The organism is Collinsella aerofaciens, assembly GCF_039836695.1.
In the GTDB taxonomy this organism is placed as follows: Bacteria; Actinomycetota; Coriobacteriia; order Coriobacteriales; family Coriobacteriaceae; genus Collinsella; species Collinsella aerofaciens_BD.
The window spans coordinates 15,674-32,097 of the sequence record NZ_JBDPAC010000018.1 but is presented as its reverse complement, the minus strand read 5'-3'; the positions used below and the strand labels follow the sequence as shown (position 1 = coordinate 32,097).

At 56.6% G+C, this 16,424-nt stretch carries 15 protein-coding genes; 11 read left to right on the top strand and 4 right to left on the bottom strand.

Features of this window, described 5'->3' with window-relative positions; translation table 11 throughout:
• Positions 1-68: 68 nt before the first annotated feature.
• The 6 genes from ABG996_RS08395 (at position 69) to ABG996_RS08370 (ending at position 6,849) form a co-directional block, all read left to right on the top strand.
• Positions 69-812: a GntR family transcriptional regulator gene (locus ABG996_RS08395; RefSeq protein ID WP_035138851.1), complete on the top strand. Its 744-nt coding sequence runs from the start codon at positions 69-71 to the stop codon at positions 810-812.
• A gap of 218 nt (positions 813-1,030) precedes the next feature.
• Positions 1,031-2,494: a YfcC family protein gene (locus ABG996_RS08390; protein ID WP_347478573.1), complete on the top strand. Its 1,464-nt coding sequence runs from the start codon at positions 1,031-1,033 to the stop codon at positions 2,492-2,494.
• A 9-nt stretch (positions 2,495-2,503) separates the two neighbouring features.
• Positions 2,504-4,087, top strand: coding sequence for an amidohydrolase (locus ABG996_RS08385; protein WP_347478572.1), 1,584 nt, complete (start codon positions 2,504-2,506; stop codon positions 4,085-4,087).
• Between the two features lies 1 nt (position 4,088).
• Positions 4,089-4,940: a sugar phosphate isomerase/epimerase family protein gene (locus ABG996_RS08380; RefSeq protein WP_117745875.1), complete on the top strand. Its 852-nt coding sequence runs from the start codon at positions 4,089-4,091 to the stop codon at positions 4,938-4,940.
• A gap of 62 nt (positions 4,941-5,002) precedes the next feature.
• On the top strand, positions 5,003-5,971 hold the full coding sequence (locus tag ABG996_RS08375) for an SIS domain-containing protein (RefSeq protein WP_238022805.1): 969 nt from the start codon (positions 5,003-5,005) through the stop codon (positions 5,969-5,971).
• A gap of 14 nt (positions 5,972-5,985) precedes the next feature.
• Entirely contained in the window at positions 5,986-6,849 is an 864-nt protein-coding gene (locus tag ABG996_RS08370) for a PfkB family carbohydrate kinase (RefSeq protein WP_347478571.1), read from the top strand.
• A 279-nt stretch (positions 6,850-7,128) separates the two neighbouring features.
• Here the strand turns inward: ABG996_RS08370 and ABG996_RS08365 are convergent, their stop codons facing one another.
• On the bottom strand, positions 7,129-7,911 hold the full coding sequence (locus ABG996_RS08365) for a TatD family hydrolase (protein ID WP_347478569.1): 783 nt from the start codon (positions 7,909-7,911) through the stop codon (positions 7,129-7,131).
• A 14-nt stretch (positions 7,912-7,925) separates the two neighbouring features.
• A complete protein-coding gene (locus tag ABG996_RS08360) occupies positions 7,926-8,723 on the bottom strand; it encodes a tRNA threonylcarbamoyladenosine dehydratase (protein ID WP_347478567.1) in 798 nt (265 codons plus the stop codon).
• A 459-nt stretch (positions 8,724-9,182) separates the two neighbouring features.
• Here ABG996_RS08360 and ABG996_RS08355 point away from each other — a divergent pair, with 459 nt between their 5' ends.
• The 5 genes from ABG996_RS08355 (at position 9,183) to ABG996_RS08335 (ending at position 13,801) form a co-directional block, all read left to right on the top strand.
• On the top strand, positions 9,183-9,461 hold the full coding sequence (locus ABG996_RS08355) for an autorepressor SdpR family transcription factor (protein ID WP_022094448.1): 279 nt from the start codon (positions 9,183-9,185) through the stop codon (positions 9,459-9,461).
• On the top strand, positions 9,454-10,158 hold the full coding sequence (locus ABG996_RS08350; protein WP_347478566.1) for an SdpI family protein: 705 nt from the start codon (positions 9,454-9,456) through the stop codon (positions 10,156-10,158). Before ABG996_RS08355 ends, ABG996_RS08350 begins: the two co-directional genes overlap by 8 nt.
• Positions 10,159-10,343: 185 nt before the next feature.
• Complete coding sequence (gene ettA, locus ABG996_RS08345) at positions 10,344-12,023, top strand: energy-dependent translational throttle protein EttA (protein ID WP_347478564.1); 1,680 nt, start codon at positions 10,344-10,346, stop codon at positions 12,021-12,023.
• 280 nt (positions 12,024-12,303) lie between these two features.
• A complete protein-coding gene (locus ABG996_RS08340) occupies positions 12,304-13,431 on the top strand; it encodes a hypothetical protein (RefSeq protein WP_148345610.1) in 1,128 nt (375 codons plus the stop codon).
• Complete coding sequence (locus tag ABG996_RS08335) at positions 13,409-13,801, top strand: hypothetical protein (protein ID WP_347478562.1); 393 nt, start codon at positions 13,409-13,411, stop codon at positions 13,799-13,801. Before ABG996_RS08340 ends, ABG996_RS08335 begins: the two co-directional genes overlap by 23 nt.
• Positions 13,802-13,854: 53 nt before the next feature.
• On the opposite strand, the gene ABG996_RS08330 is transcribed toward ABG996_RS08335, so the two are convergent.
• Positions 13,855-15,162, bottom strand: a complete 1,308-nt coding sequence (locus ABG996_RS08330) for a hypothetical protein (RefSeq protein ID WP_347478560.1) — start codon at positions 15,160-15,162, stop codon at positions 13,855-13,857.
• Positions 15,163-15,302: 140 nt separating this feature from the next.
• The gene (locus tag ABG996_RS08325; RefSeq protein WP_347478559.1) at positions 15,303-16,256 is read right to left on the bottom strand and encodes a hypothetical protein; all 954 of its coding nucleotides are present in this window, start codon (positions 16,254-16,256) and stop codon (positions 15,303-15,305) included.
• Positions 16,257-16,424 lie beyond the last annotated feature (168 nt).

Here is a 16,424-nt window from a genome sequence, read left to right as displayed (position 1 = left end):
TGCGGGCTTAAGGGCTTGCTGAATGCCCTTGGGCCCGCTTTAGACTTAATTGTGCTGGGAGAGGGTATATGCCACCGACTGAAGGGCTAACTGACGGTAAAGCAGCGATACCGCTGTACCAACAGGTTATCGATATCATTAAAAACGAAATTAACTCCGGTGCCTACAAGGCGGGCGCGCGGATACCCAACGAATTCGAATTGGCTGAGAGCTATAAAGTTGGCCGCGTTACCGTGCGACGCGCTATTGAGGAGCTCGTCCAGCAGGGCTATCTAACGAAACGGCAGGGGAAAGGCACGTTTGTCAATGCCCCCAAGCTTAAGCGCAAGATTCGCCAGAAGGATGACGTCCAGAGTTTTTCGGACGCATGCCGCGTTAACGGAATGGAGCCGGGGGCGTGCGTCATTTCGAGAAAGATACTGCCGGCGGATTCTACCGAAGCGCAGTTCTTTGGTGTTCCCGTTGGAACTGATTTGATTTGCGTTGAGCGTGTGCGTACTGCCGATGGAGTCCCCGTCATGCTCGAGAACAACATATACGTTTACGAGGACAACGCTTATCTATCAACGGCACCTCTATCTAACCAATCCATTTTTGAGTTTGTGCGCAACCGGACGGGCCGTACGCCCGCGTTTACCGACCCGTGCACACTCGAGATTGCGTGCGCGTCGCCCGAGGTCGCTCGGCTGTTGGCAGTTCCCGTTGGCGAACCCTTGTTTTATATGGAAGCCTTCTTTTTCGATGAGCAGCGGCGGCCGTTTATCATCGGTCGTCAGCGGATCGTTGGGTCTCGCTACGTTTTTGACATCTAGGACATTGCGAATGGAAGCGCCCGGTTGATCATCTCACCGGGCGTCTCCATACCGTTCACGGCGCGAACGCAACCGTTCAACCGCGTCGCGGCAATCAGTTTGAAATTATCTTGATGACAGGAAAAGCTGCTGGTAATCTATAGAACGTCATAGAACGTTTGCCTTGTGCAAGCGTTGAAGCGAGATGTGATGCATTCTCGAGTTCTTTGGAGGTATCTATGTCAGATACGAAGGCGAAGAAGACAAACAGACGTTTTAAGTTCAAATTACCGCATGTCTATACGATCATGTTCTTGCTGATCGTTGTCTTTGCGGTCCTGACCTGGATCGTTCCCTCTGGTCAGTATCAGCGCAAGACGATTTCGACAGCGGCGGGCGAGCGTGAAGTCGCCGTTGCTGGAACTTATGAACAGGTCGATAAGAACTACACCGATTCCGAGACCGGCGAGACCATCAATCTGGGCCAGGATATCTTCGCGGTTCTGCAAGCGCCCACCAAGGGTATCCAAGAGGCTGCCGACGTCGTTGCGTTCGTCTTATTGATTGGCGGATCGTTCGCGATCATCACCAAGACCAACGCTTTGAATGCCGGCATGAGCCGTGTGATTAAAAAGCTCAAGAACAAGGACATCCTCATCATTCCCATCACGATGACGTTGCTGTCCATTTGCGGCACTACGTTTGGTATGTCTGAGGAAGCCCTGCCGTTCTATGCCATCTTCATTCCCATCATGATGGGTATCGGGTATGACTCGATGACGGCATTCATCATCTGCTTCCTTGGTCCTAACCTGGGATATTGTGCTTCGACCATCGACCCGTTTAATGTTTTGATCGCCCAAGGCATCATTGGTATCGAGGGCAATCCTCAGCTGTGGCTGCGCGCCGTTTCTTGGGTCATCTTCACTGCCGTCGGTATCGCATGGGCCATGCGCTACGCCATGCGCGTCAAGAAAAATCCCGAGTCGTCCATTACGTACGAGGACGATAAGCTCAAGCGTGTTGAGTTTTCCGTGACCGATGCCTCCATCGAGGAAGAGTTCACTACCCGTCAGAAGCTCGTGCTTATCGATTTTGCCTGCGGCATGGGCATTATCGTCTGGGGTCTTGTTACCCAGGGCTGGTACATGAATGAGATTTCCGCCGTGTTCCTTGGTATGGGCTTGCTTGCCGGTATCCTGGGCGGCCTTGACCAGCAGACGATCGCAGAGGAGTTCGTTAAGGGTCTCGCCGACTTTGCGTACGCTGCCATCGTTATCGGTATCGCTCGTGGTATTCTGGTCATCGCCGAGGGCGGCATGATCATCGACACCATCCTCCAGGCGCTCGCTACCGCGCTTGCCGGTGCACCCGCTGCCGTCTACACCACGTTTATGTATATCGTCCTTGGCCTGCTCTCTTTGCTGGTTCCCTCGAGTTCTGGCCTGGCGGCGCTCACCATGCCCGTTATGGGCCCCCTGACCGAGCTTATGGGCCTCAATCCCGAAGCCGCCGTTACCGCGCTCCAGTTTGCTAATCAGACCATCAACACCATCAGTCCCGTGGCGGGCATGACGGTTGCCGGTCTTGCCGTGGCAAAGATCTCGTTTGGTCAATGGTGGAAGACCATTTGGAAGTTCTTCATTTTCATGGTCGTCTTTGGCCTGATCGTAACGGCAATCTCTGGCATGCTTCCGGCGTAGGTGGTTGTGATGTCTGATCGTTTGACGGTCCTGACGTCTAAGAGCGTCTTTACCGGTACGGGGGACCTGCCGTTTGAAGGTTTCGTAGCGGTCCGTGGCAATCGAATTGAGGCTGTTGGCACCAAGTGTGAGCTAGCTTCGTATTTGACCCAGGCGGACGAGGTAGTTGACCTGGGCGACCGCACCGTCATGCCTGGCCTGATCGATGTGCATACCTTCTATACAGGCTGGGCGCTGCGGACGTTGGGGCCTGATCTGTCCGGCATCGCTGATGCCAAAGAGGCCGTGTCGCTCTTGCGTGCATGGAAAGAAGATCGTCCGGATTGCGCGGCGGCTTTTGGCCACAACCTACCCGAAACGTTGGCATCGGATGCCGAGAACGCAAATACAGCAGCTGTGTTTGACGAGTGTTTTGGCGATATCCCCGTCGTCTGCTTTACACCGGGCGCGGATACCTGTGTTCTCAATGCTGCCGCCAGTGCGCGATACGGCTTCACACCCCAGGCGTGCTATGCCGAGAAGATCTGGCGCATGATGAGCGATTTCCTCGCGCTGCCCGAGGTGCGTGCAGGGTATTCGGACTACATGAGCATGCTTAACGAACGCGGCGTTACCGCCATCAAGGAGATGGCGTTTGATGACTACTACGGCTTTGCCGACGAAATGGCTCGCCGTGAGAAATCTGGTGAGCTGACGGTTCGCGTCTCTATGATGTCGCAGCCGGTGGGTGCCGGTGCAAATCTTGCATATGCCCGCGAGGCACGAGAGCGCTTCCGGGGACCGTTCGTTCGTTTTTCTGGCTTCAACCGTATGACCGATCGCGGCGTATGGGCGGGGCTTGCCGAGATGATAGAACCCTATGAGGACTCGGCCGATGCGGGCGCTGCCGGCAAGACGGTCGTCGAGGAGCCAGAGTGGGATCTGATTGAGAACGAGCTGCGTGCAATTGATGCTGACGGATTCCGATATTCCTTGCATTGCCAGGGCGATGGCGCCGTTCGTCGCACCGTGGCGCTCTATGCCTCGCTGCCTCGAGACGAGCATGGACGGATGCTTCGCCGCCATGCGATTACCGATCTCGAGAACTCTGACCCGACCGATCTTGCCGAGTTTGGCAAGTTAGGTGGAATTTGCGAGGTCTATCCGCAGATTCTGACGCTGGACCGACGCGAGGATTGCCTGTCGATGATGCGTCGACAAATTGGCGAGACGCGACTTTTGCACAGCTGGAATCGCCGCGGCATGGAAGATTCCGGATGCACAGTGTGCTGTGGAACGGATTTGCCGCTGCTGATTCCGAGCCTGGGCGAGTCAATCTACAGCGCGTGCGGCGGATTCTTCGCCGACGGACTGCCTGTGAATGAGGTCAACACGCTGACGCTTGTCGAGCTCTTGCGCGCTTGGACTGCCGGGGGCGCGTACGATCTGATGCGCGAAGACGAGCTGGGTACGCTCGAGGTCGGCAAGCTTGCCGATATCTGCGTGCTCGATCGGGATGTGTTTGACCTCGATTATCGCGACGCACGCGATCTTGCGGTTGATATGACGATGTCGGACGGACAAATCGTGTTCGATCGAAATAAGGAGGCATAAGATGTCTGAATCCAAACCGACGCTGCGCCGCGAGCAGATTGCGGGCATGAATATCCACTACATCATGTGGTCGCTCGATTACTTCCTTGATGTGCAGCAGCGTTTGGGCTTTGAGTCCATTGAGCTGTGGTGCGCAGAGCCGCATGTGACGCTCGACCATACGGGCTACTTTGAGGCTGAGGTCCTGGCGAAAAAGGCTGCAGACCGTGGGCTTAGGTATCGTACTCTGTGCCCCGAGAACGTTGTCTATCCTTGGCAGTACTGCGCACGCAAGCCGCTGCATGAACAGCGCAGTCTGGCGTACTTTAAACACGGCATTGAGCTTGCCGAGGTACTTGGGTGCGACCGTATGTCCATCAACTCGGGCTGGGGCGACTGGGACGAGGACCGCGAGGAAGCCTGGAAGCGCAGCCGCGAGCACTTGTCCATTCTGGCGGAGTATGCCGGCGAGCACGGTCTGGTGCTCACGATGGAAAGCCTGCGTCCCGAGGAGAGCAACCTTGTGACGACGGTTTCCGATGCGAAGCGCATGATTGACGAGGTCGCGAGCCCGTACTTACAGCCCATGGTTGATACAACCGCGATGGGCGTTGCAGGCGAGACGCTCGAGGACTGGTTTGCCGCCTTTGGTGATGGGGCAATTCACGAGATGCACTTTATCGACGGTGACCCGTATGGCCATCTGGTGTGGGGCGATGGCAAGCACGATATGGACGCCTTCGTTGCCACACTCAACGCCCATGGTTTCGACGGCATGCTGGGCCAGGAAATCACGGACGGTCGTTACTACGATGACCCGGCGGCGGCTGATGCCAAGAACATGGCCGCATTCGAGAAATATCTGATTGACTAAAACAACTATCGGCCACGCAACCAACGTCATTGATTGCGGCCCAAACAAGAAAGGAACTGGATATGAACGCACACGATCTGATCAAAGAGGCAATTGCCGAGAAGGGCAAGTTCGACAGCGTCTACTGGATTGCTTGTGGTGGCTCCATGATCGATTTGATCCCGGCTCACGAGCTTCTGCAGCGCGAGGCAACCACCTTCACTTCGTATATCTATACGGCTCGCGAGTTCGATATCATGCGTCCGCGTCGTCTGGGCGAGAAGTCCCTGGTCATCGCTTGCAGCCACAGCGGCAACACCCCGGAGGTCGTCGAGGGCTGCGAGATTGCCCTTGCCGCCGGCGCTACGGTGATCGCCCAGACCGACAACGCTGGATCTAAGATCGACTCCGGCAAGTGGACCACGTGGGTCTACCCATGGGGCGAGGGCGTGCCGCAGGCTGAGGTCCCCGCTGGCATTTCGCTGTCGCTTGCGGCCGAGCTGCTCGATCAGCAGGAGGGCTACGCCGATCTTGCCGATATGTATGCCGGTATCGCCGAGATGGATAAGATTCTTCCCCCGGCACGTGAGAAGGTAAATGCCGAGCTGGGCGATCGTTTTGCCAAGCTTTGCCAGGAGCACGAGTTCTTCTATATTCTGGGCAGCGGTCCCAACTTTAGCCAGACCTACGGTTTCGCTATCTGCTCTCTTATGGAGATGCAGTGGCAGCACTGCAGCTACATCCACTCTGCCGAGTACTTCCATGGCCCCTTCGAGGCTACTCAGGATGGCGTTTTTTACTTCCTGCAGATGGGCTCCAGCGAGTGCCGTGCTATGGACGAGCGCGCCCTGGCGTTCCTTAAGACGCATACCGATACGCTGATGGTGCTCGATGCCAAGGATTACGGTATGGAAGCCGTGCCGGCGAGCGTCCGTGCCTATCTGGACCCGGTGCTGTTCTACGCCATGAACTGCGAGCTGCGTGCTGCACGCGGCAAGGTGTTTGATCACGATCCCGATTTCCGTCGCTATATGGGTGTTGTCGAGTACTAGAAGGAGCAAAGGCCATGGCATTTAACGTTAACGCGCTCGGATTTGGCGACAACGTCGTCGATCGCTACGAGCATATCCACACCATGTATCCCGGCGGCAATGCGGTGAACTTCGCCGTTTATGCCAAGAAATGCGGTGCCGCACGCTGTGCATACATGGGCATTTTTGGCAATGATGCCGCTGCCGAGCATGTCATTGCAAGCCTCGAGGATGAGGGTATCGAGCTTGACAAGTGCGAGCAGATGATTGGCGAGAACGGAGCGGCTCGCGTGACCGTCGTTGACGGTGACCGTGTCTTCCTTGGCTCCAACGAGGGCGGTATCCGTGGCGATGCGCGCTATGTCCTCGATCGCTTTGACCTTGCGTACATGAAGCAGTTCGATGTGGTTCATTCGGGCAACTATTGCTTTACCGAGCGCGAGCTGCCCAAGTTGAAGGCTGCGGGCGTCACGGTCTCTTTTGACTTTTCGGACGACTCCACCGACGAGTACTACGAGCAGATTGCACCCTACGTCGATTTTGCTTTCTTTAGTGCGGCGGATGCCGCGAGCGAGGACGAGATTCGCGAGCGTCTGGCATGGGTGAAGGGCCTGGGTCCGCGTTTTGTGTCGGCTACGGCGGGCGCCGAGGGCTGCATTGCTTACGACGGCGAGCGTTATTACCGCCAGCTGGCTAAGCCGGTAACGGACATGAAGGACACCATGGGGGCGGGCGACTCGTTCCTCACTTCGTTTTTGATGTGCTATCTCGATTCCGCCAAGCGTGGTGAGGATGGTGCCGAGGCCATCGAGCGTGCGCTCGACTTTGCTGCCGGGTTTGCCTCGACCGTGTGCGGCATGGAAGGCTCTTGGGGCCACGGAGCACCAATCGTCGAATAGCCGAGCGGTCCCGGGGAGGTGCAGGCGCCTCCCCGGGACCCGGTGTGCAAAAAATGCCAAATATGAGTACTGTGACTAATTTAGTCGCAGCAAAATCAACCCCTTCAGACGTGATTTGAGCGTCTGGAGGGGTTTAAGATTTGCGAAAACGCAGGATGAATGACTGTAAAAGCTTTAATTAGCGGACAATCGAGGATTATTCTGGCGGTTGGAAAGTTAAAAGAAATGTATCCATTCCGGTAGCAGTACTCATATTTGGCATTTTTTGCACACCAGGGGTTAGCGAAGGTCAAAAACAGAGCGCGCATTTGTTAAAACTATCGACTCGATGCGCTTTGCGTCGCAGTTTTTGAGCGAGGTGATGCGTTCTGATGTCCTTGTGAGCGACCTGATGAGCGACTGCGCGCTTGTTTCTGTGTTTGACTCGGCCGGCGCATCGGTCTCGAGCAGTAGGCGGTCGAGTGGAATCTGTCGTGCGTATTCGCGACCGCGCTTGGTGGCGAGCATGTGTTCGTTGACGGAAAAATAGCAGCCCGCATTACGCGCGCGGACGAGTTCGTCCGAAGTGCCGCTAAACCAGTGGAAGATGATAACGGGGGAGTCGGAGTTTGGGATGAGTAGTCCATGCGATTCGAGGACGTCCAGTACGGCTCCTGCTGAACGAACGGCGTGAATTGATATCACGCGCCCGGTAAGAGGATGCTGCACGAGTGTATCGCAGAGCCGGTCAAATGCCTGTATTTGTAGCGGCTCACTTCCGGCAAAACGAGCGGAAAAGTCGAGCCCGACCTCGCCAACAAAACGCTCTTGCGCGGCAATTTGGCAGAGTAGGTCAATTTCTGCGTTGCCGCATCGCTCGTCGGCGAGCCACCAGGGATGGAGCCCAACGCCGGCGATGATGCCCGGGTGGCGACGAGCGCGCTCGTTTGCGGCCGAAAAGTCGCGTGGATCGATGCCGCAGTCAAATAGACCCAAGCCCAGCGCCGTCGCCTCATCAGCAACGGCGTCCGGGTGGGCCATTAAATCAAGATGGCAGTGTGCATCAAATAATCGGGGCTCCATCTCGGCGCGCTCCGCTAGTCCAAGCGCTGGCCATCGGCGCGCACGCGCTCGGTACCGCGGCCACTGATCTGGCGGATAACCTCGCCGGCGATCATCTGACCCATGATGGGCGGCATAAAGCTGGCGGTTCCCAGCTCGGTGCGCTCGTGGATGTTGGAAGGATCGCGGGGCTGTGTCTTAACCGATTCCTCGCAGCTAAACAGTACATGCAGGCTCTTGATTCCGCGCTTCTTGCATTCTTTGCGCATAATGCGGCTCATGGGGTCACGCACCGTATCGAAGATGTCGGCAAAGCGGAGGCACTCGGGATGGAGCTTGTTGGCCCCGCCCATGGAGCTAACCAAACGAATGCCGTGGTCCTGAGCGTATTTGGCAATGGTGAGCTTGGCCGAGATGGTGTCGATGGCGTCGACGACGTAGTCGAGCTTGCCGTCCGTCTGCTCCAAAACGCTCGCGAAGAAATCATCGATGTTGTCGCTCAGCAAGTATTCGGTGCGCTTGATGACGGTGGCGGCGGGATTGATGTCGTGGATCATGGCCTCCATCACGTCAACCTTGCGCTTGCCGACGGTGCTGTGAAAGGCGATGGCCTGGCGATTGATATTGCTGGGCGCGATGATGTCCTTATCCAGAATGACGAAATGACCAATGCCGCCGCGGGCGAGTGCCTCGCAGCAGTTGGAGCCCACGCCTCCGCAGCCGAGCACTAGCACCGTAGCATCGGCGAGCTTATCGAGTGCCTCGCGGCCCATGATAATCTCGAGCTTGGTGTCGCGTGTCTCGATGGCGGCTGCGGCTGTGGTCTCGGTCATAGATATCCTCCGATGGGGAGTCGGTCGTGTTTTAGCTATCGCCATTATAGGTATTATTGCGATTCCATTTGAGCCCTTGGGCTTGTTGAAATGGGGTCGGGATTCGCATAAGATTGAAGCAGATGGCACCCGTTGCAGCGGGTTGGCCAACTCCAAAACACGTTTGTAGCGTGAGAAGTGGCCGTCTTCGCATTACGCGGGGGCGGCTATTTCATTCGACCTCCAATGTGGATGCCGAGCTCCACAGCCGCGATTACAAGCAATAACAACGTCAGGACATCGTCAATACTCATAGTCCATCTCCTTCTCGGGTAGAGGGAGCTGGCCCATCTGCTTCAACTTCCATTGTAGCTAAATACGAACGAATGTTCTATAGATGTTCCTGTATTAGATAGTTAGACAAACATCTAAATATCGAGTATAGTGTGCGCGTCATGAGAGATGATGAAAGGGGGTCTTATGCCGGGAGAGGGTTTTAAGGCGCTTGCCGATCCAACGCGACGGCGCATTTTGGAGTTGCTGCGCGAGGGCAATTGCACGGCGGGGGAGCTTGCCGAGCATTTCGATATCAGTAAGCCGTCGCTGAGCCATCACTTGGCGACGCTCAAAAACGCCGGGTTGGTAACCGACGAACGTCATGGTCAAAACATCGTATACAGCTTAAACACTACCGTCATGCAGGACTTGATCGGTTGGTTTATGGGCTTTACAAACACGGAAGGTGATAAGGATGAATAACGAAAACAAGGGCATTCACCCCACGGGGGTATCGTCGCGCGTGTGGATTGCGCTGGTCGCTCTGTGCGTCGCCAATGTCGTAGCGCATCTCATGGTGATGCCGAGCTTGCCTGGGCAGATTCCCACGCACTGGGGCGCGAACGGCGCCGTCGACGGTTGGGGTCCCAGCTGGATGGCCTCCGCGCTCGGCGTGCTGCCTCTGGTGCTTCTCGCAATGTTCTGCGTGGTGCCGCGCATCGATCCCAAAGGTGAGGCATATCGAACCTCGGGCAAGTTCTATCAGGGCTTCGTAATCGCCTTCACCTTGTTCATGTGCGCCATAAGCTGGCTGGGAGAGCTTACGGTCTGGGGCGTGGTGCCGGCGGTCGGTTCGGTCAACGTGCTGATTTCCGGTGTTGTCGGTTTGCTGTTCATCGGCGCAGGCAACTACTTGCCGCGTGTGAAGCAGAACTATACGCTCGGTATCAAGACGCCTTGGGCGCTTGCCAATCCCGAGAACTGGCGCCGTACGCAGCGCTTTGGCGGTGCCTGCTTTATGGTGCTGGGCTTTGGCCTGATTGTGATGGGCGTGGCAGGCAGCGTGCTTTCGAGTGAAGTCGTCGCCGCGGTGATTGCGGTTCTGGCGTTTGGTTCGGTTGGAGCCGTCTACGTCTACTCGTATCTGCTGTGGCGCAAATCGCAGCGAGCCGCTCGCTAAGGTTGCGGAAAACTAGCGTACGCAGTTCATAGTATGTTCCGGGGGAACTTTTCCCAGGTAGTATTAGGGGGTATGGGCAACCATGCCCCTTTTTCGTTACGTTTCAGAGCTGGTTTTTCCATTTCGTTTCCACTTAGGCGAAACAAGAATAGAGAAACAGCAGGTAGAAAGGATAAAACAGGCAAATGGCGGAGTTTATCTACCAGATGTATCAGGCTCGCAAGGCCCATGGCGACAAGGTAATCCTTGACGACGTGACCCTGAGCTTCTACCCCGGTGCCAAGATCGGCGTCGTGGGCCCCAACGGTATGGGCAAGTCGACCCTGCTCAAGATCATGGCCGGCATCGAGGAGGTCTCCAACGGCGATGCCAGGCTTACCCCCGGCTACACCGTGGGCATCCTGCAGCAGGAGCCGCCGCTCGACGACGACAAGACCGTCATCGAGAACGTGCGCATGGCGTTTGGCGACATGATCGCCAAGGTCGATCGCTTCAATAAGATCGGCGAGGAGATGTGCGACCCGGATTGCGACATGGACGCCCTCATGGCCGAGATGGGCAAGCTCCAGGACGAGATCGACGCCGCCGATGGCTGGGATATCGATTCCAAGCTCGGCCAGGCCATGGACGCTCTGCAGCTGCCCGATTCCGACATGCCGGTCAACGTGCTCTCTGGCGGCGAGCGCCGTCGCGTGGCCCTGTGCAAGCTGCTGCTCGAGGCTCCTGACCTGCTGCTGCTCGACGAGCCCACGAACCACCTGGACGCCGAGTCGATCCTGTGGCTCGAGCACTTCCTGTATAACTACCAGGGCGCCGTTCTGGCCGTCACGCACGACCGCTACTTCCTGGATAACGTTGCCGAGTGGATTTGCGAGGTCGACCGCGGTCACCTTTATCCCTACAAGGGCAACTATTCCACGTATCTGGAGACTAAGGCCGCCCGTATCGAGGCTCAGGGAAACCGTGATGCCAAGCTCGCCAAGCGCATGGAAGCCGAGCTCGAGTGGGTACGCAGCTCGCCCAAGGCTCGCCAGGCCAAGAACAAGGCCCGTCTGGCTCGCTACGAGGAGATGGAGGCCGAGGCCCGCGCAAGCCAGAAGCTCGACTGGACCGACATCCGCATCCCTGTGGGCCCGCGTCTGGGCAACAAGGTGCTCGAGGCCCATCATCTGCACAAGGAGTTCGATGGCCGCGTGCTCATCGATGACCTTTCGTTCACCCTGCCGCGCAACGGCATCGTGGGCGTCATCGGCCCCAACGGTGTCGGTAAGACCACGCTGTTCAAGACGATTGTGGGTCTGGAGCCGCTGACTTCGGGCGAGCTCGAGGTGGGCGAGACCGTCAAGATCTCTTACGTCGACCAGAACCGTTCCGGCATCGATCCCGATAAGAACCTGTGGGAGGTCGTCTCGGACGGCCTGGACCACATGATGGTCGGCGAGACCGAGGTTCCGAGCCGCGCTTATGTGGCGAGCTTTGGCTTTAAGGGCCAGGACCAGCAGAAGCGCGCTGGCGTGCTCTCCGGCGGCGAGCGCAACCGTCTGAACTTGGCGCTTACGCTCAAGCAGGGCGGCAACCTGCTGCTTCTCGACGAGCCCACGAATGACCTCGACGTCGAGACGCTGTCCTCGCTCGAAGCGGCGCTGCTCGAGTTCCCGGGCTGCTCGGTGGTCATTAGCCACGACCGTATGTTCCTGGACCGCGTCGCCACGCACATTCTAGCGTGGGAGGGCACCGACGAGAATCCGGGCAACTGGTATTGGTTCGAGGGCAACTTCGAGGCCTATCAGGCCAACCGCATCGAGCGCCTGGGCGAGGACGCAGCCCAGCCGCATCGTATTCACAGGAAGCTCACGCGCGACTAGTAGCAAGTAGAAAGGCCGCCACCAAGGGCGGCCTTTCTTGTAGCAATTGCACTGCAGCTATGCCCTGGCTGCTGGTTTGATTCATAATCAAAGTTATCTCTTTGGGATTAAAGACCGTTTTTGCTATGAGTGATTTTCTAATTCCGTTTAAAACGTAAAGACGCATTGGGTTGCAAGGACATAAGCAAATCGAATTGAAATATAACCAGTGCTGTAACGTTACAAAAAAGATTATAGAATAGGAGTACCTTATAAGTCGCTTCTCTAGAAAGAAGAACATATGCTTTCGCGTCGTCGTTTTCTGCAACTTGTCGCGTCTTCAATTGTCGCCTTAGCCGCACGTCCGAAAGAGGTTTTTGCTTCGACGGGCAATATTGATGGTGAGCAGATACAATTTACTTCTGAAATTGCGCAAGAGCTTGCCGATAAATATATAAAGGGACTCCTCGGCTATTCGTATACGCCTTCTGACCCTATTCCTTTTGTAGATGTTGATGGGTCCCCGCTTGGTTACATTGTTCCGGTTGTGACATCCAATAGAGCCGCGGGCTATTTGGTTTTAGATGCTTCAGATGATGAAATACTTACGGGATATCGTTTTGGAGACGGCTTAGTCAGCCCTATGGATCGGGGAGGAGATCTTGGTGTCGAGTCTTATTCTTTCAATAACCCAGTCGTAATGATCAATCCATTCGAATTCGGCGTGCAATCTTTGGACGGTTCAATAACAACAAATTGCGGAAGAACAATCCCGGCTGTTTCCATAGAAGGACGGCCTGTCGTTTTATCGAATAAACCTTCAAGCTGGAACGATGTTGTAATTTACGCAACTCAAATGCAGGATTACACAGTATCTGGATTTCGTTCCATTTCTCAGTTTATGTCATATGATGAAAGCGAGATTAAGAGGCTTACCGCCCACTATGCTTGTATGGTGACAGCTTTTTCGAACGTTGCGGAACTGTATGGCATTGCCAATTTATATAGCGACCCTTCGCAATATATGCAGATATGGAATTACACCAATACCCATGCTCTTTCCGATGAAGAACAGACTGTTCCCGGCGTTGTTTTGGGTGGAACGCCGATATCAACCTGTGCAACGGGGTTTACAAATTACTGCGCAAGCAGAGGAAGTACTCTTATCGCCCGCACTGTCTCCTCTCCGGCTATCGCGAGCATTCAAAATGAGATTAACTCTAATAGACCGAATGTTTTACATGCGAGTTTGTACAACGGATCAGCCCATTCTGTAACAGCGGAGGCTTACGCCACACTTACTGGTAAGAAAACTGGAGAGACAAGGCAGATGATTGGCATAGCGGACGGCTGGAATTCATCTTTATCCTTCCTGAAGTATGATCAGAGCTATTATGCGTGGACTTATGGAACGACTTTTTCGAAGTAGGGCGATTCGTCTAGCCCTGTCTTTGGTGCTGATGGCTTCATTGGTGGGCTGTTCAACAAAGGAAGAGATATCGCGCGGAGGTTCCGGAGAAGTGACTGCGACAGACTCAGGTTCATTAGAAATAGCTGGCGGGCATGCCGATGTGATGTTACAAGGAAAAGGCGTGCTTAGGTCGATTGATGCTGAAGACGCTGTCTGCTCAATAGAGGATTTGAAGACAGGTGAAACTGCACCGTACCGAGTCTCAGATAATGCTGCGAATATGATTGAGTCGATACCGACTGGAGCGCAGGTTTCTTTTAGATACTTTGCTCCGCAACTTGAGGATGAGCTTGCTTCTCTGGTGTCTATATGCACCGATGACAACTAAAAGGCCTGAATTCAAAAGGCCTCGGATGGTCAATTGGCTATCCGAGGCCTTTTTTACTCGACCGGGGCTTCGACCTTGTCGATGGCCCAGGCGGCTCCGAGACCGCCGGTGGTGTTGCGGCGGATGCGCACGGTAACCACGCGGCGCTCGCCGGCCTGCGTGTAGCACAGGGGGAAGCTTGCGCGGTTTCGCGCGGCCTCGATGGTACCGCGCTCGCGGGCGATCCAGTAGTACTCGCCGACAATGCCGAGCGTGTCGGCGCCGTAGGGGAGATAGGTCGACAACTGGTGCAGAAGCGGGCCGGGGCAGAAGACCTCGGTTGCGAAATCGACGGGGAAGTCCTCGGGGATGGTCGGTGCTGCGGGTGCGGGGGCTGGGGCCGCTGCGGGTGCCGAAGCCGGTGCCGGTGCGGGAATTTGTTTGCAAGCAGAGGTGGGCACGGATTTGATGACGGGTGCGGGCTCCGGCGTCGCTTCCGGCTTGATCGTGGAATCTGCGGGCTCCACGGTGGCGGGCGCGTCTGCAGCTGCAGTTTCAACCTCAACCTGCGTCGCGTTCTCGTCCTCGACGCTCGACTTTGCCTCGACCGGAGTGGACGCCATGGTGGTGATGCCGGCGTTGGCGTTCTCGGGGTCATAGACGACCGTGAGTGAGATGGCAGGCTGCGGTGCCTCGGGCTCCGATTCCACCTCGGTAGCGTCCTGTTCTGCGGGCCCTTCGGGCTGATCGTCCTCAGCCTCGTCGCCAAAGGCATCGCTGTTTTGGAGCGCAGGCGCCTCAGGTTGGCTAGCGGCTTCTTCGGGTGTCGGCTTGGGAGCCTCGTTGAGCTCCGTAGTGGCTTCCTGCTTGGATATGACTTCGGGATCGGTCGTGGCGGTGATTTCGGTTTCGGCTTCTGCCGTTACCTCAATAGCGACTTCGATCTCGGGCTCGGGCTCGGGCTCCGGAGCGACTTCGGCCACGGGCTCGGGCTCGGGACGCTTAACGTGCTTGGGACGCACAGCCTTGAGGTCCTTCTCACCGCGCTTTTTCTTTTTGTAGGACTGCTTGGCTCCCTTGGCTGCCTTGGGCTTGTCCTCGCCCTTGGCAAGGGCGGCATCCCAGGCCTCGTTGGCGATGACGGTGGCATACAGGCGGCCGCCCTTAAAGACGGTGAGCTTAACGCAGTCGTTGAGCTCCTCGAGCAGCTCGCGCGTGGACTCGAAGCCCAGGTCATAAGCGGTCATGTCGCCAGCGGCGAGCGCCTCCTCGACCTGCGTCATAAATGTTTGCTTGCCGCATCCAATCGCATCGCGCAGCAGGCGATACAGATAGATGTGGTTGCCCAGCGAAAGCGTGGGCCTAACTATTGTCTTGCTCATGGCAAATCTCCTCTTTACACATGTAAAGCATCTTACCATCGTATGGCGTTCGCCATGGCGGCGCCCAAGGCAAACGGGCGCGAACCGCTTTCGATTCGCGCCCGTTGTATAGGTCGGTTATCTATGAGAGGCAAATGTGCTTAGTTGCCCGATGCCGTGCCTTGGCTCGAGTTGTCAGATGCCGTGCCGGACGCGGTTCCGCTCGAGCTGTTGGTGTTGCTACTGTCTGCTGCACCCGTTCCCGACGTGGTGTCGCTCGTCTGGCCTCCCGTGTTCGGCTGTGAACCGTCAGTCGTTTGGCTTGAGTCGGTCGTGTCGGACGGCGTGCCACTGTTGGCCGTAGATGAATCGGTGCCCTGCGATTGGTTTTGGGTGTTCGAGGACGAATCGGCAGAGGTAGAACTGTCTTGCGTGCCGTCCGTCTGTGCCTGCTGATCTTGCGACTGGGTGTTGCCATTTGCATCGCTCTCGGTCGTGCGCGACGAAAGGATTGGCTCGGGGCGCTCGCCCAGACCCTCACCGGCGGTGGTGATAAGGATGGCGCCGGCGCAGGCGATGACCGCGACGATGGCGATGGCGATCGAGAAGATGATGACCTTCTTTTGCGTCTGGCTGCGCTCTGCCGCCGCCTTGGCGCGCAGGCTGTTGGGGGCGACACGCGCCGTGGTCGCGCGTCCCGCAACCTGGCGCATCTCCTGCGTGGTCGCGGCGCCACCTAGGTGCTCCTCGGCATCAAACTCAACGGGCTTATAGGCGCCGGCGGGGTAGTCGACGTCGGCGTGCGTACCTTTGAGGGCTTTGGCGCTGGCAGAGATAAAGTGGCGGTAGACCTGCGAGGACACAACGGTGATGACCGAGCTCACGGCGGCGCCAATTACTGAACCCGCGATACCGATCTTGGAGGCAAGTGCAACGCTCGTGGCGGCAGCTGCGGCGCCGGCGATGATCTGGGGAATGGAAATGTCGTCAAACAGGCCCTTTTTGGGCGCGATGGCCATGGTCTGTCCGATGGAATGGTTCTCGTGCACGCCGTTGTTGAGCGATGCCGGCGTCATGACGCGCGTGCGCGGCGCGTCGGTGTACTTGGTTGTCATACGGGGTCCTCCCGGTGTAAATCTGCTTCGTTTCGTGTAGCCATCAGGGTACCCACCAGATGTGAATCGTACGTGACATTTAACAGATACCATCAACTCATCAAGGGGGGCTTGCTGTCTTTGGTGCAATAGCTTGATGCTAAACTGGATTTACGATTGCGAGGTGGT